The sequence below is a fragment of the Limnohabitans sp. T6-20 genome (assembly GCF_003063505.1).
Taxonomy (GTDB): Bacteria; Pseudomonadota; Gammaproteobacteria; order Burkholderiales; family Burkholderiaceae_C; genus Limnohabitans_A.
Genome location: NZ_NERW01000002.1, coordinates 524670 through 543769, shown reverse-complemented (window position 1 = coordinate 543769; position 19100 = coordinate 524670). Strand labels below are relative to the sequence as shown.

The 19100-nt window shown below is 60.6% G+C and carries 17 protein-coding genes, 1 tRNA gene and 1 riboswitch; of the genes, 15 read left to right on the top strand and 3 right to left on the bottom strand.

What is annotated here, in order from left to right; all coding sequences use genetic code 11:
- Window positions 1–78 precede the first annotated feature (78 nt).
- The 3 genes from B9Z33_RS08630 (at window position 79) to B9Z33_RS08620 (ending at window position 3301) form a co-directional block, all read left to right on the top strand.
- Window positions 79–354, top strand: a complete 276-nt coding sequence (locus tag B9Z33_RS08630; RefSeq protein WP_108286603.1) for an oxidative damage protection protein — start codon at window positions 79–81, stop codon at window positions 352–354.
- Window positions 355–386: 32 nt separating this feature from the next.
- Window positions 387–1622 carry an FAD-dependent oxidoreductase gene (locus B9Z33_RS08625; RefSeq protein WP_108287062.1) on the top strand — a complete coding sequence of 412 codons (1236 nt, stop codon included), beginning with the start codon at window positions 387–389 and terminating at the stop codon, window positions 1620–1622.
- A 74-nt stretch (window positions 1623–1696) separates the two neighbouring features.
- Window positions 1697–3301 (top strand): FMN-binding glutamate synthase family protein, encoded by a 1605-nt coding sequence (locus B9Z33_RS08620; RefSeq protein ID WP_108286602.1) that lies wholly within the window; start codon window positions 1697–1699, stop codon window positions 3299–3301.
- 24 nt (window positions 3302–3325) lie between these two features.
- Here B9Z33_RS08620 and B9Z33_RS08615 read toward each other — a convergent pair whose 3' ends face one another.
- A complete protein-coding gene (locus B9Z33_RS08615) occupies window positions 3326–4528 on the bottom strand; it encodes an ABC transporter substrate-binding protein (RefSeq protein WP_108286601.1) in 1203 nt (400 codons plus the stop codon).
- A gap of 239 nt (window positions 4529–4767) precedes the next feature.
- On the opposite strand from B9Z33_RS08615, the gene B9Z33_RS08610 reads away from it, so the two are divergent.
- From B9Z33_RS08610 to B9Z33_RS08565, 10 genes are all read left to right on the top strand, one after another.
- The gene (locus B9Z33_RS08610) at window positions 4768–5559 is read left to right on the top strand and encodes a sulfite exporter TauE/SafE family protein (RefSeq protein ID WP_108286600.1); all 792 of its coding nucleotides are present in this window, start codon (window positions 4768–4770) and stop codon (window positions 5557–5559) included.
- A gap of 9 nt (window positions 5560–5568) precedes the next feature.
- A complete protein-coding gene (locus tag B9Z33_RS08605) occupies window positions 5569–7374 on the top strand; it encodes a nitrite/sulfite reductase (RefSeq protein WP_108286599.1) in 1806 nt (601 codons plus the stop codon).
- Window positions 7375–7466: 92 nt separating this feature from the next.
- Window positions 7467–7844, top strand: coding sequence for a DUF934 domain-containing protein (locus B9Z33_RS08600; protein ID WP_108286598.1), 378 nt, complete (start codon window positions 7467–7469; stop codon window positions 7842–7844).
- 128 nt (window positions 7845–7972) lie between these two features.
- The gene (locus B9Z33_RS08595) at window positions 7973–8728 is read left to right on the top strand and encodes a phosphoadenylyl-sulfate reductase (RefSeq protein ID WP_108286597.1); all 756 of its coding nucleotides are present in this window, start codon (window positions 7973–7975) and stop codon (window positions 8726–8728) included.
- 162 nt (window positions 8729–8890) lie between these two features.
- The gene (cysD, locus tag B9Z33_RS08590; RefSeq protein ID WP_108286596.1) at window positions 8891–9820 is read left to right on the top strand and encodes a sulfate adenylyltransferase subunit CysD; all 930 of its coding nucleotides are present in this window, start codon (window positions 8891–8893) and stop codon (window positions 9818–9820) included.
- A 159-nt stretch (window positions 9821–9979) separates the two neighbouring features.
- Window positions 9980–11290, top strand: coding sequence for a sulfate adenylyltransferase subunit 1 (locus B9Z33_RS08585; protein ID WP_108286595.1), 1311 nt, complete (start codon window positions 9980–9982; stop codon window positions 11288–11290).
- A gap of 157 nt (window positions 11291–11447) precedes the next feature.
- On the top strand, window positions 11448–11777 hold the full coding sequence (gene fdxA, locus B9Z33_RS08580) for a ferredoxin FdxA (RefSeq protein ID WP_108286594.1): 330 nt from the start codon (window positions 11448–11450) through the stop codon (window positions 11775–11777).
- Between the two features lie 70 nt (window positions 11778–11847).
- Window positions 11848–12885, top strand: coding sequence for an NAD(P)/FAD-dependent oxidoreductase (locus B9Z33_RS08575; protein ID WP_108286593.1), 1038 nt, complete (start codon window positions 11848–11850; stop codon window positions 12883–12885).
- 26 nt (window positions 12886–12911) lie between these two features.
- A riboswitch (TPP riboswitch) is annotated at window positions 12912–13014 on the top strand.
- Between the two features lie 78 nt (window positions 13015–13092).
- Window positions 13093–15261: a TonB-dependent siderophore receptor gene (locus B9Z33_RS08570; RefSeq protein ID WP_108286592.1), complete on the top strand. Its 2169-nt coding sequence runs from the start codon at window positions 13093–13095 to the stop codon at window positions 15259–15261.
- Between the two features lie 80 nt (window positions 15262–15341).
- Window positions 15342–15417 (top strand) — tRNA-Asn (locus tag B9Z33_RS08565).
- A 109-nt stretch (window positions 15418–15526) separates the two neighbouring features.
- Here B9Z33_RS08565 and B9Z33_RS08560 read toward each other — a convergent pair.
- Window positions 15527–15742 carry a hypothetical protein gene (locus B9Z33_RS08560; RefSeq protein WP_108286591.1) on the bottom strand — a complete coding sequence of 72 codons (216 nt, stop codon included), beginning with the start codon at window positions 15740–15742 and terminating at the stop codon, window positions 15527–15529.
- Window positions 15742–16368: a response regulator transcription factor gene (locus B9Z33_RS08555; protein WP_108286590.1), complete on the bottom strand. Its 627-nt coding sequence runs from the start codon at window positions 16366–16368 to the stop codon at window positions 15742–15744. The genes B9Z33_RS08560 and B9Z33_RS08555 overlap by 1 nt, the downstream gene beginning before the upstream one ends.
- 475 nt (window positions 16369–16843) lie before the next feature.
- On the opposite strand from B9Z33_RS08555, the gene B9Z33_RS08545 reads away from it, so the two are divergent.
- Window positions 16844–18313 (top strand): TolC family protein, encoded by a 1470-nt coding sequence (locus B9Z33_RS08545; RefSeq protein WP_108286588.1) that lies wholly within the window; start codon window positions 16844–16846, stop codon window positions 18311–18313.
- Window positions 18300–19058 carry an efflux RND transporter periplasmic adaptor subunit gene (locus B9Z33_RS08540; RefSeq protein ID WP_108286587.1) on the top strand — a complete coding sequence of 253 codons (759 nt, stop codon included), beginning with the start codon at window positions 18300–18302 and terminating at the stop codon, window positions 19056–19058. The genes B9Z33_RS08545 and B9Z33_RS08540 overlap by 14 nt, the downstream gene beginning before the upstream one ends.
- The last annotated feature ends 42 nt before the right edge of the window (window positions 19059–19100 follow it).

The window sequence follows — 19100 nt, the reverse complement described above, 5'->3', positions numbered from 1 at the left end:
CGCTCAATACTGGAAATACTGAAATTTTATATCCGTATAACCAGAGCTTCTTAAGATAGATCAAGGCTGAAAGACACCATGGCACGCACCGTTCAATGCATCAAACTCGGCACCGAAGCAGAAGGCTTGGACTTCGCGCCTTATCCCGGCGAGTTGGGCAAGCGCATTTGGGAAAACGTGAGCAAGCAAGCTTGGGCTGACTGGCTCAAGCACCAGACCATGTTGGTCAATGAAAACCGCCTGAACTTGGCCGATCTGCGCGCCCGCCAATACCTGGCTCGTCAAATGGAAAACCATTTCTTTGGCGCAGGCGCTGACGCTGCCCAAGGCTACGTGCCACCAGCCGCCAACTGAAGTTGGCTGCGTCTGACGCAAGCCCTGACACCTTGAACCACTTTCCCCTGACACGCCAGGCACTGGTCATCGGTGCGGGCTTGTCGGGCTCTGCCGTGGCACACAGCCTGGCTTTGCGCGGCTGGTCCGTCACCGTGCTGGACCAAGCCACAGGCCTTGGCGCAGGGGCTTCGGGCCTGCCTGCGGGTTTGGCCGCGCCCCATGTCTCGCCCGACGACAATGTGCTCTCACGCCTGACCCGAGCAGGTGTGCGGGCCACTTTGCAGCGCGCCCAAACACTGCTGCAAAGCGGCACCGACTGGGCCTTGACGGGGGTTTTGGAACACAACCTGGCGGGCAAACGCAGGCTGCCCAAGGCCAACACCACTCAAGACCCCTGCCACGGCGCAGACACCACGCCAGACACCCCACCGGCCACCGCACCTGGCACCACATTCGGCAGCCTGAGCCCCAGCAGCACGCTGGCCAGCGCCGCGCAGATTGCCGCAGCGGGCCTGCCGCCCGACACGCCTGCGCTTTGGCACAGCATGGCGGGCTGGATCAGGCCCCGCCAACTGGTGGCGGCGCAGCTGCAGACACCGGGTGTGCAAGTGAAGTGGGGGCAAACGGTTCAACACATTGAGCGCCAAGGCGACTTGTGGACCGTGACCAACGCGCAAGGCCAGGTGCTGGGGCAAGCGCCTTTGCTGGTGGTGGCCAGCGCCTTTGACAGCTTGGCTCTGCTGCGCCCCCTGCCCGGCTTTGCCGTGCCACTGAACCCCTTGCGCGGGCAAGTGAGCTTTGGACACATGAGCGACTTGAGCGATGCACAGCGCCAGCTGCTCCCACCCTTTCCGGTCAACGGCCACGGCAGCTTCATCAGCGGCGTGCCCACACCCGAGGGGCCAGCCGGCTGGTACATCGGCTCGACCTTTGAGCGCAACTGTGAGCAAGCCCCCGTGCGGCCAGAAGACCACGCGGCCAACCAGCTGCGCTTGTCCACCTTGCTGCCCGACTTGGGCGCAGCGATGCAACAACAGTTTGACCCCGAGCTTGTGCAGGGCTGGGCAGGTTTGCGTTGCACCCTGCCCGACCGCCTGCCCGCCGTGGGGCCTATCGACAGCGAACGCTTGCCGGGCCTGTGGCTCAGCGCAGGCATGGGCGCACGCGGCATCAGCCTAGCGGTGTTGTGCGGCGAACTCATGGCGGCCTGGCTCGACAACGAGCCTCTGCCTTTGGAGGCATCTTTGGCCAAGCACTTGGCAGCCCAAAGGTACCGCCGCTTATAAATTTAACAAAAACACCAATAACAACTACGATGGGCCTGTGCCGACCTGGGTGTCGGTTCCTTTCCGGAGTGCACATGGCCCGCCAATCTTTATCGCGCTACCTGCCCTGGTTGATCACCGTGCCTGCGGCCGTGGTCAGCACACCCTTCTCGGTTTGGGCCAGCGCAGGCTTTGCCGTGCTCTTTGTGCTGGGCTGGATCGACTTCACACAGTCCAAACAGGCGGTGCGCCGCAACTACCCACTGACGGGGCGTCTGCGCTATGGGCTGGAGTACATCCGGCCAGAAATGCGCCAGTATTTTCTGGAGGACGACGAACAGAAGCTGCCGTTTTCGCGCAACCAGCGCGCCATGGTCTATGCGCGGTCCAAGGTGCAAAACGACAAACGTGGTTTTGGCAGCATCAAGGACATGTACAACCCCAACACCGAATGGATTGCCCACTCGTTGCAGCCCGAGCAACCGGACCCGGCATCGTTTCGCATCCGGGTGGGCGGTACGCAGTGCACACAGGCCTATGACTTGTCGCTGCTCAACATCTCGGGCATGAGCTTTGGCGCCTTGTCGCCCAACGCCGTCAAGGCCCTGAACAAAGGTGCGGCCCGAGGGCAGTTTGCACACGACACCGGCGAAGGCAGCATTTCGGCGCACCACCGCGAGCACGGGGGTGACCTGATCTGGCAGATTGCTTCGGGTTACTTTGGCTGCCGCACGCAAGATGGCCACTTCGACCCCGAGCGCTTTGCCCTGCAGGCGCAGTCACCACAGGTCAAGATGATCGAGGTGAAACTGTCTCAGGGTGCCAAACCGGGCCACGGCGGGGTGCTGCCCAAAGCCAAGGTCAGCGCCGAGATCGCCGATGCGCGGGGCGTGCCGATGGGCCAGGATTGCGTTTCGCCCGCCAAGCACTCGGCCTTCACCACCCCTGTGGAGTTGCTGAAGTTTGTGGCCCAGTTGCGCCAGTTGTCTGGCGGCAAACCGGTGGGCATCAAGCTGTGTGTGGGGCATCCGGCAGAGTGGTTCTCCCTCGTCAAAGCGATGGTTCAGACCGGCCAGACGCCCGACTTCGTGGTGGTGGATGGCGCCGAAGGCGGCACGGGCGCTGCGCCCATTGAGTTTGCCGACCATGTGGGCATGCCTTTGCGCGATGGCCTGCGCCTAGTGCACAACAGCCTGGTGGGCGCCGGCTTGCGCGAGCGCATCAAGATCGGGGCATCGGGCAAAGTGATCTCGGCTTTTGACATTGCGCGTTGTCTGGCCTTGGGGGCCGACTGGTGCAATTCGGCTCGGGGCTTCATGTTTGCGCTGGGCTGCATCCAGTCGCGCAGCTGCCACACCGACCACTGCCCCACAGGTGTGGCCACGCAAGACCCGGTGCGCCAACGCGCCATTGTGGTCACCGACAAAGCCGAGCGGGTGTATTACTTTCACGCCAACACGATGCACGCCTTGGCCGACTTGCTGGGCGCTGCCGGACTGACACGCCCGGCCGACATGACGGCCCACCACCTGATGGTGCGCAATGCTCAGGGCCAAGCCCGCAGCCTGGCAAGCACCATCGACACCTTGTTGCCGGGACAGTTGCTGCAGGCCCCTGCCGACCCTGCGGCGCTGCCCAGCCCATTTGCCGAATTTTGGCAAGCCAGCGATGCGCACCGCTGGGGGCTGACGCCCGCCTGAAACCGGTTCAGGCGTGGCGGCGCTTTACTTCATCGCGTCCGCAGGGCGGCGTGATTTCACATAGGCGTCGGTGGGCTGGTAAGCCTTGCCGTCGGCATAACGCCACTGCACCATGGTGCCCTTGCCGCCGCGCTGGTCGAGCTTGCCGACATACGCACCCATGGTGGACTGCTGGTCAATGGCACGGAACTCGGCCGGGCCAAACGGGGTGCTGAACTTCAGGCCACGCATGGCAGTGACCAGCTTTTCGTTGTCGGTGGAGTTGGCCTTTTTGATGGCCGCAAAGATGGCCTGCAGGGTGGCGTAACCCACCACCGAGCCGACCTTGGGGTTCTCATTGAACTTCTTGTAGTAGTTGGCGGCAAAGCTGGCGTGCTCTTTGTTGTCGAGCTGGTCCCAGGGGTAGCCGGTCACGATCCAGCCCTTGGGCGTTTCGTCTTTCAGCACCTCCAGGTACTCGGGCTCGCCCGACAGCAGCGACACCACGGGCGTCTTGGGGAAGACATTGCGCTGATTGCCCTCGCGCACCAGCTTGGCGAGGTCAGCGCCAAAGGTCACGTTGAAGATCGCATCGGGTTTGCTGGCCATGGTGGCCGTGAGGGTGCTGCCTGCCTCGATCTTGCCCTGGGCGGGCCACTGCTCGCTCACAAATTCCACATCAGGGCGCTTGGCTTTGAGCAATTCCTTGAAGCTGGCCACGGCGCTTTGGCCGTATTCGTAGTTGGGCGCAATGGTGGCCCAGCGCTTGGCGGGCAATTTGGCTGCTTCTTCGACCAGCATGGCCGCTTGCATGTAGGTGCTGGGGCGCAGGCGGAAGGTGTAGCGGTTGCCCTTGTCCCAGACGATGGCGTCGGTCAAAGGCTCGCTGGCCACGAACAAGCGTTTGTTCTTGTGCGCGTGGTCGGCCAGGGCCAAGCCCACGTTGGACAAAAAGCCCCCGGCCAGCACATCGACCTTTTCTTTGGACGTGAGCTCAATGGCGTGGCGCAAAGCCTCTTCGGGCTTGCCGGCGTCGTCACGGGCGATGACCTCGACCTTGCGGCCCAGCAGGCCGCCCTGGGCGTTGATCTCTTCGACCGCCAGCTGCCAGCCTTGCTTGTAAGGCTGGGTGAACTGCGGAATGGCGGAATAACTGTTGATCTCACCGATCTTGATCGGGGTTTGGGCCATGACGGTGTTCGTGGCAAGGGCTGCGCTCAGCAGGCCTGTGGCAATAAGGCGGTTCATAAAAATAGTCCTAGGGTTAATAGCAAGAGCCGTGACTGTACCAGCCGAGATTCGACCTGTCGCAGACGGGACATCCGAAAAATCACACACCACGGGTCGTTTGCGTGATTCGGCGCACACCACCCTGCCCCTTGCGGAAAGCTTGCGCCAGGTGCCCTGCACTACTTATAAGCAACCAGAATATATGCACAACTAAAAAATCGTTTGTTTAGGCATAAAGACCCCTTACAGTCGCCCCCATGGTTGATTTGGCTTATGTCTTTGCAGGGTTTTTCGTGGGCACCATCGTGGGCCTGACGGGAGTGGGTGGCGGCTCCTTGATGACGCCACTGTTGATTTTTTTCTTTGGTGTGAAGCCCTACATGGCGGTCGGCACCGACTTGCTGTTTGCGGCTTTCACCAAGCTGGGCGGCACCGTGAGCTTTGCGCGCCAGCGCATCGTGCCCTGGCGCGTGGTGGGCTTGCTCAGTGCGGGCAGCATTCCAGCTTGCCTGGTGACGCTCGGCATCTTGCGCTGGGTGGGGCCTGCCGATCCCCAAGTGCAGTCGCTGATGACTTCGACATTGGGCGTGGCCTTGCTGCTCACGGCTGCGGCCATGCTTTACAAGGCGGTGCGCGGCAAGCAAGTGCCCCGACACTTGGCCAGCGCCGACGAATCGCGTGCCACCACACCGCGCCACTGGAGCCTGCCTGTGCTGTTTGGCGCGCTGATCGGCACCTTGGTCACCCTCACCTCGGTGGGCGCGGGCGCGATTGGCGTCACCGTATTGCTGGTGCTTTACCCCATGCTGCCTTTGCCCCGCATCGTGGCGGCTGACATTGCTTATGCCGTGCCCCTCACGCTGGTGGCGGGCCTGGGCCATGCCTCTTTGGGCTCAGTCGATTGGCCTTTGCTGGCCAAGCTGCTGGCAGGCTCGCTGCCTGGCATCTGGCTGGGCTCGCGCTTGACGCACCACACGCCTGACCGCGTGATCCGCTCTTTGCTTTCCGTCTTGCTGGCCTGGGCCGGCACCAAACTGGTTTTGATCTGAGTTTTTCCTATGTACCAATACACCGAATTTGACAAACAGTTCGTGCGCGCCCGCGCCGCACAGCACCGCGACCAGCTCGAACGCTTTGAAGCAGGCCAACTGACCGGCGATGAATTCAAGCCCTTGCGCCTGCAAAACGGTTGGTACGTCCAGCGCTACGCCCCCATGCTCCGCGTGGCGGTGCCTTATGGCGAAATCTCGGCACCGCAGCTGAAGGTGCTGGCCCAAATCGCGCGTGAATACGACACCCCCGACGCCGCCTTGCTGGCCGAGGCCCAGGCCACGCAAGACAAGCTGCCGGGCCTCGCCCCCAAGCTGACCACCAACTACGGCCACTTCACCACCCGCCAGAACGTGCAGTTCAACTGGATTCCCCTGTCCAAATCGGCCGACGTGATGGACTTGCTGGCCACCGTGAACCTGCATGGCATCCAGACCAGCGGCAACTGCATCCGCAACACCACCACCGACGAGCTGGCCGGCGTGGCCGTGGACGAAGTGGTCGATCCCCGCCCCTATGCCGAGCTGATCCGCCAGTGGAGCACGCTGCACCCAGAGTTCGCCTTCTTGCCGCGCAAGTTCAAGATCGCCATCACCGGCGCGGCCGAAGACCGCGCTGCCATTGGCTGGCACGACGTGGGCCTGCAGATGGTCAAGAACGCCGCGGGCGAAGTGGGCTTCAAGGTGCTGGTGGGCGGCGGCATGGGCCGCACGCCCGTGGTGGGCACACAGATCCGCGAGTTCCTGCCCTGGAACCAGATCATGAATTACCTCGAAGCCGTGATCCGGGTCTACAACCGCTGGGGCCGCCGCGACAACCTGTACAAGGCCCGCATCAAGATTTTGGTCAAAGCCGAAGGCCAGCGCTACTTTGACGAAGTCGAAGCCGAATACCAGGACATTCTGGTCAAAGACGGTGGCCTGCACACCATCCCGCAAGCCGAGTTCGACCGCGTGGCCGCCTGCTTCGTGGCCCCGGCCCTGAACCTGCCTGCTGCGACGGCCGAGTGGACCGCCAAGGCCGAAGCCGACGTCAGCATCGAAGCGGCCAAGACATCCGCCTTTGCCCGCTGGATCGCGCAAAACGTCAAGCCGCACCAGAACCCCGCGCTGCGCGCCGTGAGCCTGTCGTTCAAGCGTACAGGCCAGTCGCCAGGCGACGCCACGGCCGACCAACTGGACGCCGCCGCCGCACTGGTGGCGAAATATTCCGCTGGCGAAGCCCGCGTCAGCCACACGCAAAACCTGGTGCTGCCTTGGGTGCCCCTGGACCAGCTGCACGCCCTGTGGCTCGAAGCCAAAGCCCTGGGCCTGGCCCAGCCCAACATTGGCCTCTTGACCGACATGATCGCCTGCCCCGGCGGCGACTATTGCGCCCTGGCCAATGCCCGCTCGCTGCCTTTGGCCGCCGCCATCACCGAGCGCTACCAAGACCTGGACGAGTTAAACGACCTGGGCCACATCGACTTCCACATCAGCGGCTGCATCAACTCCTGCGGTCACCACCACTCGGGCCATATCGGCATTTTGGGTGTGGATAAAGACGGCAAAGAGTGGTATCAGGTCACGCTGGGCGGCTCGGACGGCAAAGACCTGTCAGGCCCCACCGTCCCAGGCAAGGTGGTTGGCCCTTCGTTCTCGTCGTTCGAAGTGCCCGACGTGATCGAAGCGATTTTGGACACTTACAAAGCCCTGCGCCAGCCCTTAGTTGGCCGCCATGAGTACTTCATTGAAACCCTGCGCCGCGTGGGCCAGGACCCGTTCAAGGCTGCGGCCAATGCAGCCCGCCACCCCGCCGAGGAAACCGCCACCTGAACATCCCTGTAGGAGGCCGCCCCTGCGGCCGAATGACCCATTCGCGCGCAGGGGCGCGCTCCCACAAGCCCAAACAGCAAAGCTAGCACCTCATGAAAATCATCTCTGCCCAAGAACACCAAGCCGTGGAATCGCCTGCGGTCATCACGCTGGCCAACGACGCCGATCCCCGCACGCTCGACCTGACGGGCGTCACGCGCATCGACCTGCAGTTCCCCAAATTCACCGATGGCCGCGCTTACAGCCAGGCCTTCTTGCTGCGCCGCCGCCTGGGCTTTGCGGGCGAGCTGCGGGCCACCGGCGACGTGCTGATTGACCAGTTGGTGCAAATGCAGCGCACGGGTTTTGACGTGGCTGTGTTGCGCGAAGGCGTGGACGCCTCTGCTGCCCAGCGCCAGTTCGCCCGTTTTGCCGGGTTCTACCAAGGCTCTGCTGTCGACACCCAACCCCAGTTTGCGAAAGCCGACTGAAAAGACCCCTTGTAGGCGCAAATCCCTTTGTGGGAGCGAGCCCCTGCTCGCGAATGTCAGCCGGAGCCACTTCACGCATTCGGCCGCAGGGGCGACCTCCCACAAAACACGAGCACACAACACACAACATGACTTCCAGCCTGATTTCTTCCCGCAACGCCCCGGCCAAAGCCACCGAGCAAAACGCCAAAGCCAGCCCTGACTTTGCCGCCAAGTTGGCCGAAACCCAGGCTTTGCTGCAGCGCGCAGCGGCCGAGTTCAGCCCGGTCACCCAAGCCTCCAGCCTGGGCGCCGAAGACGTGGTGATCACCCACCTGATCAACAGCCTGCAGCTCGACATCCCGGTGTTTGTGCTGGAGACCGGCGCACTGCACACCGAAACCCTGGCCCTGCTGGAGCGCACCCAGGCCCATTCGCGTACCCCGATCAACGTGCTGCGCCCTGAGCAGGCGTCGGTCATCCAGTTCGTGCGTGACAAAGGTCAAGACGCGATTTACAAGTCGATCGAGCTGCGCAAGGAATGCTGCGGCATCCGCAAGATGGAGCCGCTGGCCCGCGCCTTGAAGGGACAACGCGCCTGGATCACCGGATTGCGTCAGGAGCAATCGACGGCCCGCGCCGAGGTGCCGCTGCAAGACGACAGCGAAGTCGCGTCCAAAGGTCTGTCCAAGTTCAACCCCCTGGCCCAATGGACCTGGGGTGACGTTTGGCATTACATCGCTGAGAACCAAGTGGACTACAACCCGCTGCACGACCAGTTCTTCCCGAGCGTCGGTTGCGCCCCTTGCACCCGCGCCATCAGCCTGGGCGAAGAGTTTCGTGCTGGCCGCTGGTGGTGGGAAGACGAAGCGGCCAAGGAGTGTGGGTTGCACGTCAAAGCTTAAGGCTGTGATGTGAGGCGGGCTCGGGGGCACAGTGGGCTCCTCAGAAGTCGCTGCGCGCCACACATCGTCGCCCCCTGCACCCCCGATCCCGCCACACATCACTTCGACCGACTTTGGATATGCCTGGGCACTCCTTGCCCTGATAGAGATGAGAGAAAAAGCATGAACGCCATGACACAAACCGAGTTGCACACCCTGAGCAACAGCCACCTGGATGCGCTGGAAGAAGAAACCATCTTCATCCTGCGCGAAGTTGCCGCCGCCTTCGAGCGCCCCACCCTGCTGTTTTCGGGCGGCAAGGATTCGCTGGTCATGCTCAAGTGCGCCGAAAAAGCCTTTGGCGCGGGGCGCATCCCCTACCCGCTGCTGATGATCGACACCGGCCACAACTTCAAGGAAGTGACCGATTTCCGCGATTCGCGTGCCAAAGAACTGGGCGCTGAGCTGATCGTGCGCAGCGTCGAAGACTCGATGAAGCGCGGCACCGTGCGCCTGGCCCACCCCGGTGAGAGCCGTAACGTGCACCAGTCGGTCACCCTGCTCGAAGCGATTGAGGAGTTCCGCTTTGACGCGCTGATCGGCGGCGCACGCCGTGACGAAGAAAAGGCCCGCGCCAAAGAACGCATCTTTTCGCACCGCGACAGCTTTGGCCAGTGGCAGCCCAAGGCCCAGCGCCCCGAGTTGTGGACCCTGTTCAACACCCGCCTGCAACCCGGTGAGCACTTCCGCGTGTTCCCGATCAGCAACTGGACCGAGCTTGACGTGTGGCAATACATCGCCCGCGAAAAGATTGCGCTGCCTTCGATTTACTACACCCACAAGCGCGAGGTGGTGGACCGCCGGGGCCTGCTGGTGCCGGTGACCGAGTTGACACCACCCAAAGACGGGGAAGAGGTCGTGGTGCGCGACGTGCGTTTTCGCACCGTGGGCGACATCACCTGCACCTGCCCGGTGGAAAGCGATGCGGCCACGCCCGAGCAGATCGTGATCGAGACGCTGGCGGCCGATGTGAGCGAGCGCGGCGCGACCCGCATGGACGACAAGACGTCCGAGGCTTCGATGGAGAAGCGCAAGAAGGATGGCTATTTCTGAACCTCTGTGACAGCGTTCCCCTGTGGGAGGCCGCCCCCGCGGCCGAATACCTGAAGCGGCTCAGCACGCATTCGCGAGCAGGGGCTCGCTCCCACAAAGCGCAAAAAACCATTCGCGAGCAGGGGCTCGCTCCTACAGAACACCGAACCCACACGAACCATGCACAACGACAAACACTTTTCTGCCAAGTCCTCAGCAAGCAACACGCAAACCGCGTTGCGATTCATCACCTGCGGCTCGGTCGACGACGGCAAGAGCACGCTGATTGGCCGCTTGCTGGTCGACACCAAGGCTGTGCTGCAAGACCACCTGGCGGGCGTGCAGCGCTCGGGTGAGACCGATCTGGCTTTGCTGACCGACGGCCTGAGCGCCGAGCGCGAGCAAGGCATCACCATCGACGTGGCCTACCGCTACTTCAACACCGAAGCGCGCAAGTTCATCATTGGCGACGCGCCCGGCCACGAGCAGTACACCCGCAACATGGTCACCGCCGCTTCGAGCGCCGACGCCGCGGTGGTGCTGGTTGACGCCATCAAGCTCGACTGGGCCAACCCCGACTTGCAACTGCTGCCGCAAACCCGCCGCCATTCGCTGCTGGTGAATCTGCTGCGCGTGCCCTCCATCGTGTTCGCCATCAACAAGCTCGACGCCGTGGCCGATGCCACCGTGGCTTACAAGAACATCGCAGGTGCTTTGAACAAGTTCGCCCAAGAAGCCGGCATCACCGTCACCGCCATGGTGCCCGTGTCCGCGCTCAAGGGCTGGAACGTGGTGGACAAAGAAAACAACGGCCAGCCGGACTGGTGCGGTTACACCGGCCCGAGCCTGCTCAGCATCCTCGAAGACCTGCCTGTGACGCCTGCCGAGACCGATGTGGCGTTCAGCTTCCCGGTGCAGTGGGTCGAGAAGTTCCACGACTCCGGCGTGACCACGCAGGGCCGCCGCGTGTTCTGGGGGCGCGTCGCCACAGGCAGCATCGAGCCGGGCCAGACCGTCAAGGTTTTCCCCAGCGGCCAGACCGCTGTGGTCTCGCAAGTGTTGTCGGCCACCCGCCAACCGCAGGGCAAAGCCGCAGGCCACAGCGCAGGCATCGTGCTGGACCGTGAGGTGGACGTGTCGCGGGGTGACTGGATTTTGGCGGCCGAAGGTGCGCCCGAAGGCCAGCGCCAGCTCAACACCACCATCGCCTGGATGGACGACGAGCCCCTGGTGGCTGGCCGCCTGTACTGGGCGCTGCACGGCCACCGCTGGGTCAAAGTCAAGGTGCAGCGCGTGGTGCACCGCCTGAACGTGAACACCCTGGCCGAAGAAGAAGCCACCGAGCTGGCCCCCAACGCCATTGGCCACGTGACACTGGCCCTGCAAGAGCCGCTGGTCACCCTGCCCTTTGCCCAGTCGCGCATCTTGGGCGCGCTGGTGCTGGTGGACACGGCCAGCCACAAGACCTCGGGGGCGGTGCTGGTCAACTGAAGACCCGGCGCTTGTAGGAGTCCGCCCCTGCGGACGAAAGCACGCCGCGCCAAACCCCTTCGCAAGGAGGGGTTCGCTCCCATAGCCCCAGACCGATCTCCCTTAAAATGCCCGTTTGCGCAAACCCACCTGCGCTCTTCTTAATTCCGAGTCCATCATGACCCACGTTGTTTCCGAATCCTGTATCCAGTGCAAATACACCGACTGTGTGGATGTTTGCCCTGTGGATTGCTTCCGCGAAGGCCCCAACTTCTTGACCATCGACCCCGATGAGTGCATCGACTGCGCTGTGTGCATCCCCGAGTGCCCCGTGAACGCCATCTATGCCGAAGAAGACCTGCCCGCAGACCAGCAGCACATGACCAAACTCAACGCCGAGCTGGCCCTCTTGCCCGGCTGGAAGAGCATCACCAAGCGCAAAGCCCCCATGGCTGATGCCGAGCAATGGAAAGACAAGACCAGCAAACTGGCCGAGCTGATCCGCTAAGGCCATAGCGCTTTTGTACAGTGGCCGAATTCATTCGGCCATTTTTTCTAAAGCCCCCGACACACATCCCATGACCACCCCGATCGACACCGAAGCGCTGGTCATTGGCGCAGGCCCCGTGGGCCTGTTTCAGGTTTTCCAGCTCGGGCTGCAAGGCATCCACTGCCACGTCATCGATGCCCTGCCCCATGTGGGTGGCCAGTGCGCCGAGCTCTACCCGGCCAAACCGATTTACGACATCCCGGGTATTCCGTTTTGCACCGGCCATGAGCTGGTCGAACGCCTGCAGCAACAAATCACGCCGTTCAAGCCCATGTTGCACTTAGGCCAGCAAGTCAGCACCATTGAACGCTTGGCAGACCAGCGCATTCGGGTGCAAACCACATCGGACCGCACATTCCACACCCGCACCCTGTTCATCGCCGCTGGCGTCGGCGCTTTTGTCCCGCGCCGCATGGTGCTGGACGGCCTAGACGCCTTTGAAGGCACCCAGGTCTTTGCCGAACACCCCCAACCCGGACGTTGGACTGGCCAGCACCTGGTGGTGGCCGGCGACGGTGACGCCTCCTTGCAAGCCTGCCTGGACGCCAGCCAGGGCTCGCAAGCCGCCGCCAGCGTGACGCTGCTGCACCGCCGTGACCAATTCACCGCTGCCCCTGAGCTGATCGCACAAATGCGCCAGGCCTGCACGGCTGGTCGCATGCGATTTGTGCCGGGCCAGCCCACCGGCCTGCGCGCCGAAGGTGGCCGCCTGCAAGCGCTGGAGCTGCTTAACCCACAAGGCGACACCGAGTGGCTAAGCCTCGATGTGCTGCAAACCTGCCTGGGCCTGTCGCCCAAATTGGGCCCCGTAGCGCAATGGGGCCTGGCCATGGAACGCAAGCAACTGGTGGTCAACACCGAAAACTTCGCCACCTCCGAGCCAGGCATTTTTGCGGTGGGCGACATCAACACCTATCCGGGCAAAAAGAAGCTGATCCTGTGCGGCTTCCACGAAGCCACGCTGGCCGCTTTTGGTGCCGTGGCCCTGCTGCGCCCCGAAGAAAAGACCCTGCTCCAGTACACGACAACCTCCACCCTGCTGCACCAGCGGCTGGGCATCGCATAGAATTCATACCGCGCCGCAATTTGCAGCGCATTCGCTAGGGGTGTTGAGGGCCGTGAGGTCTTCGACTGAGAAAGTCCCTTTGAACCTGATTGAGGTAATCCTCGCGCAGGGAAGCTAGTTCAAAAGAACGTCGCACCATGAGCACACCGCCTCGGGCGTGCCACGTTCCCAGCCAGCCGACCTGCCATAACGTTAAAGGAAAACGTCATGGCATTTTTTTCGCCATTCTCTCGCCGGCCCATTCGCCGTTCTGAACCTCGCCTCGTTCGCCGCGCCACACATGTGGCCAGCGTATGGGCACTGTTGGCCATGGGCAGCGCGCACGCCCAAGGCCTGACCGAAATCACCATCACAGACACCGCGCCCTCACAGGTCAGCGGCTTTGGCGATGTGCCTCTGAGCAAAGCACCGTTCAGCGCCGTCACCATCGACCAGCATACCTTGCAAGACATTGGCGCACAACGTGTGTCTGACGCGCTGCGCCTGGACGCCAGCGTGGCCGACAGCTACAACTCACCCGCCTACTGGGACATGCTCAGCGTGCGCGGTTACACACTGGACAACCGCTACAACTACCGCCGCGAAGGCTTGCCGATTTCGGCCGAAACCATGATCTCCATGGACAACAAGGAACGCATCGAGCTGTTCAAAGGCACCAGCGGTATCCAGGCGGGCACCAGCGCACCGGGGGGATTGGTCAACTACGTGGTCAAGCGCCCCCCATCGGCCAAAGACGAAACCATCCGCTCGGTCAGCGCCAGCTACGGCAGCGGCAAAAGCAGCAGCATCGGACTCGATCTGGGCGGCCGCTTTGGCCAGGACCAGACGCTGGGCTACCGTTTCAATGCGGCCTACGAAGACCTGGACCCATACATCCAAAACACCGAGGGCCACCGCCGACTGTTGGCATTGGCCATGGACTGGCGCATCACGCCCGACAGCAAACTGGAATGGGAAATCGAACGCAGCGAACGCCAACAATTCGGCGTGAATGGCTACAGCCTGATGGGCGATGCGCTGCCCGCGCCCGTGGACGGCACCCGAAACATCACGCGCCAGGCCTGGTCTGTCCCGGGCGTTTTCAATGGCACAACGGGCAGCATCCGCTTCAAGCAAAACCTGGAAGGTGGCTGGCTGTGGACGACGCAATATGGTGGTCAGCGACTGCGCACAGATGACCGGCTGAGCTTTGCTTTTGGCTGCGGTGGTGCCAACTGTGATCGCTACTATGCAGATGGTGGGTTTGACTTGTACGACTGGCGCAGTGACAAGGAACAACGCACTGCGGATGCCCTTCAAAGCTCGCTGGCAGGTCATGTGACCATTGGCCAGATGGTCCACAACATGGGCATCAGCATTTCAAGGCAACGGCAATTGCTTCGCTCCCCCGATGTCCAAACCAACATCTACATGGGCACAGGCAATGTCTATGACAGCGCCGTCATCCCAGGCTACGCCGATTACAGCGATTCAGGGACAAACGCCAGCGAGTACACGACTGAACTGGCACTGAATGACCGCATCGAAGTGAACGCTCAAACGACCTTATGGCTTGGCCTTCGACACAGCAGACTGAACCGAAACAGCGCCAAGTCAGATGGCACCCAAGCCATTCACGATGAGCGCTCATTCAACACACCTTGGATCGCAGGCTCCTACCAACTCACGCCCCATGAAACCCTTTATGCCAGCTACGGCGAAGGTATAGAAACCGAAGTCGCACCCAACAAAAGCAAATACATCAATTCAGGCCAGGCCTTACCCGCACTGCGCAGCCAACAATTTGAGCTGGGCATCAAAAGCCAAACCCGCACCACACGCTGGCAAGTCAGTGTGTTTGACATCACCCGCCCTCAATCCACCGATTTTGGCGATTGTGTTGCGGCCAATTCATGCAAACGCCTGATCGATGGCGAAGCACGTCATCGCGGACTAGAGTTGTCTGCAGGCATGACCCGAGCGGCATGGAGTTGGGATGTGGGTGCAGCATGGCTCGATGCCAAACGCCAGAGCGCAGAAGTCACGCCTGACGTGAACGGTCAACGGGCACTCAACGTGCCTAAATACACCCTGCGCGGTCTGGTCCATTACCGCTTTGCCGATGTGCCCGGCCTGCGCACCAGCCTGCGCCTGAGCCACGAAGGCGCACGACGCGTGACCGCAGACGGCAGCATCAACCTGCCCAGCTGGACGACGCTGGATTTCGCCGCGCATTACGACACACGCATCAGCGGCACACGGACCCAATGGACATTGGCCATCGACAACCTGGCCGATCACCATTACTGGCGTGAAGCGCCCAAGCAATTTGGTCACTACTACCTGTACCCGGGCGCACCCAGAACCTTTCGAATGGGTGTGAAAGCGAGCTTCTGAAATGAAGACCGCAAGATTTTTTAAAAATCTTGCGCCTCCTCTCAAAACAGCCCAAAAATCACTCTATAATTCGAAGCTATTCCTCGATAGCTCAGTCGGTAGAGCGCCGGACTGTTAATCCGTAGGTCCCTGGTTCGAGCCCAGGTCGAGGAGCCAAAAAGACAAGCCTCTGCATTCACGTGCAGAGGCTTTTTCTTTGGGGGGTTTCAAGCAGTGAATGAACTCATCCGGCGCACGCGTTTGCGCACTTGACGATTCAAACCAGTCAGCGAGAGCCGCTCTGCAATTTGGCGATCAACTTTCGACCCAGATGGGCCTTGATCGCAGTCGAATAAAACAAGGTGTCTCCGCCGTTTTCAAGCTGCAACAACTGAGCATGAGAAATGGCGTTTTCAATGGCAAACCGGGATGTGTCCAACCCGGCCGCCTGCCTCAATTGCTGAAGCAACAAAGCATCTTCAGCGGTCCAGGGTTCGGTCATCACCCGAGCGCTTCCATGTCGAGGCCTTTGCAAAGGGCCATCAAATCGGCCAAATGGGGCACTTGCATTTTCTGCAAAATGTTGGCGCGGTGTTTTTTGGCCGTGTCGGGCAAGATATCCAAACGCTCGGAAATGCCCTTGTTGGTATGCCCGGCCAACATCAACACAAAGACGTCACGTTCGCGCGCACTCAAAGCCAGCCATTTGCGACGGATCTCATTTTTTTGAATGAAGTCCTGACGATTGGCACCGTCTACTGCCAAGCCCCTGTCGATGGCGTCGATCAGATCCTGAATTTGAAAAGGCTTCCAGAGGAACTCAATGGGCAGCCCCTTCATGGCACGGATGATTTCTTCCGATTCACTTTCACCACTGATGAAGATGATGGGCGTATGGCGGCCCAGTGATTTCATTTTTTCCTGAAGATCCACACCCGACATACCCGGCATGCGAACGTCCAGCACCAGGACGGCAGGAAAGATATCAATGGACTGTTGTAAGAAGGCTTGTGCACTGTCGTAGCCCTCAATGCTGTAACCCATCTGCCGCAGCAAATCGGTCAAATAAAAGCGGATATCCGGGTTGTCATCGACAACGTAAACATGACCGCAGGTTGAGGGGTTCATTGATACAACAAAAAATTATCAGACTTGTTGATATTAGGTTTTCACACACGACGTGGATACCCCCTTTTAGGGATAAGAAAACCAGTGATCACGAGGCAATTCAATCCAAGCCCCTCAAAGGACGGCTTCAAGATCAAGTTCAACTGAACACCATTGTCCTGTATGCGGCGGTCTCCAAACATTTTGAAAGCCCCGAAACGCTGCTTTCGCTGACGATACACGAAATTCAACAAGTGCTATTGAAAACAATAAATGTTTACCTTAATATTCATTTTAACACAGAGAATACCCTTTGTTTTCCCCAATTAGGTATATACATCATGAGCCACATTTGTAAAACTTTCGATACTTTTGTTTAAGCTGAAATTGTTGAATTTCAAATGAAAATTTGAACTATTAATAATTACAGCAAATCAAAACAATAAGGCCAATAACGATTTAAGTTGCTGTACAGAGGTGAAGTGTGAAAAGAAAAATGGGGCGATTCCTGCTTGTGTTACCGGGCTTGCTGGTGGGGTGCGCGCAACTCACGCCCGAGCAACCCCTGTTGACACCCACACGCAGCAGCTGGCAGCAAGAACTGGCGCAACTGCAGATTGAACCCATCCTGGGTCCGCTGACGCTGGACGAGGCCATCGCACGGGGCTTGAAGTACAACCTGGACCGCCGAGCCAAGCAACTCGAACTCGAAATCGCTTCAGGTCAATTTGAATCGGCCCTGCAAGACATGCTGCCCAAAGCACGCGCGCAAATTGAACGCAGCAACCGCAGCGAAGAGCGCCTGACGCGCAACGCCAATGGCACACCCAGCAACGCCACGTCGGAACGCAACCACACGGTGCACGAGTTGGGTGCATCCTGGAGTCTGCTGGAATTTGGCGTCGGTTATTACAACGCCAAACAAGCCCGCGAGCGAGTGCAAATTGCCGACGAACGCCGCCGCAAACTGATCCACACCCTGATTCAAGACGTTCGCAGCGCCTACTGGCGTGCCGCATGCGCCCAAGCCATGCGTCAGGAACTGAAAAACACCATTGCCCAGGCAGAGGATGCGCTGGAAGACTCGCGCAAAGTGGAAAGCGAACGCGTGCGCGCGCCCACCGAATCATTAACCTACCAAAAACAATTGCTGGAAAGCCTGCGCACTTTGGAGTTGATCGACCAGGACTTGGCTCCGGCACAAGTGGAGTTGGCCACCTTGATCAATGCGCCCGCGGGTCAGCCCTTGACGTTGGATGCCAAGTGGCCCGAGTTGCGCGGCCAGATGAACATGCCCATCGAGGCACTGGAAAGCATGGCATTGGAGCGCAACGCCGATTTGCGAGAAGCACAACACCAAACCCGCATCGCACGCGATGAAACGCGCAAAGTGCTGGCGCGCATGTTCCCGAATTTGAGCTTCAACATCTCTGCCAAATACGACACCGACAGCTACCAGGTGCACAAGGGCTGGGACGACGCCAGCTTGCAACTGTCCTTCAACCTGATGAACCTGTTCACAGGGCCCTCTCAAATGCGGCTGGCCGATGCCGGGGTGGCACTGGCCGACCAGCGCCGCATGGTCATGCAGATGGCGGTGATGACACAAGTGCACCTGGGACGCCTGAACTGGCTGAACGCCCAAAAACAATCCCAAAGGGCTGACCAGATTTGGGCGGTCGATGACCGCTTGGCCAAACTCGCCTCGGCGCGTGAAAAAGCCCTGATGCGGGGCCGTCTGGAAACGGTGAACGCCCAAGCCAGCGCACTGCTGAGTCAATTCCGACGCTACCAGTCCGTCGCGCAGATTCAGGTGGCAGAAAGCCGCCTGCGTGCCGTGATCGGGGTGGAGTTTGACGACGCTGGCGTAGACCGCCTGCCGATGAAAGACATCCTTGAAAAAGTCAGCCAAACACCTTCTCTGACCGAACTCAAAACCCCGGAAGTCGCCCATGTCACACGCTGACCCGTTTGTGCGAAATGCCCTGTCCGGCCTGGCTTTGCTGCTGCTGATGGCTAGCGGGCATGCGCAAACACCTGTCACCTCGGGCATGGATCGACAAGAAATTCGCGCTCAGCTTCGGCCTGTGCGTTACACCACGCTGTCCGCAGAAATTGGTGCGGTGGTGCAAAGCATTCTGGTCAAAGAAGGTCATCGCTTTGCCGCAGGCACACCCCTCATCAAACTCGACTGCGGCTTGCACGATGCCCAGCGCGCCAAATCCGTGGCCGAACTGGCGGGTGCTCAGCGCAGCCTGGAAGCCAACCAACGCCTGGCCGAGCTGAACGCAGCCGGCCTGATGGAGCTGGATTTGGCCAAAAACGCGGTGGAAAAATCTCAAGCCGAATTGCGCATCAGCGAAACCCAGCTGTCTAAATGCGAGATCAAAGCGCCTTTTGCAGGCATCGTGGCCGAGCAACGCATCCGCGAGCAGCAATACGTGCAGCCCGGAACACCCTTGGTGGATGTGCTGGACGACTCGGGTTACGAGCTGGAATTTTTAGCACCCTCCACCTGGCTGTCCCGCTTGCGCGTGGGCATGGTGGTGCGCGTCAGCATCGATGAAGTGCGCCGCAATGGCATGGCGCGCATTGCACGCATCAGCCCCCGGATTGACCCCGTAAGTCAGTCCATCAAGGTCACAGCCAACCTTGAAGGCCCCATGTCCGACCTGAAGGCCGGCATGAGTGGCCGCCTTCAGTTGCCCTGAACAATGAAAAAACAAAGGCCGGTGTCGGCCTTTGCACCCTGA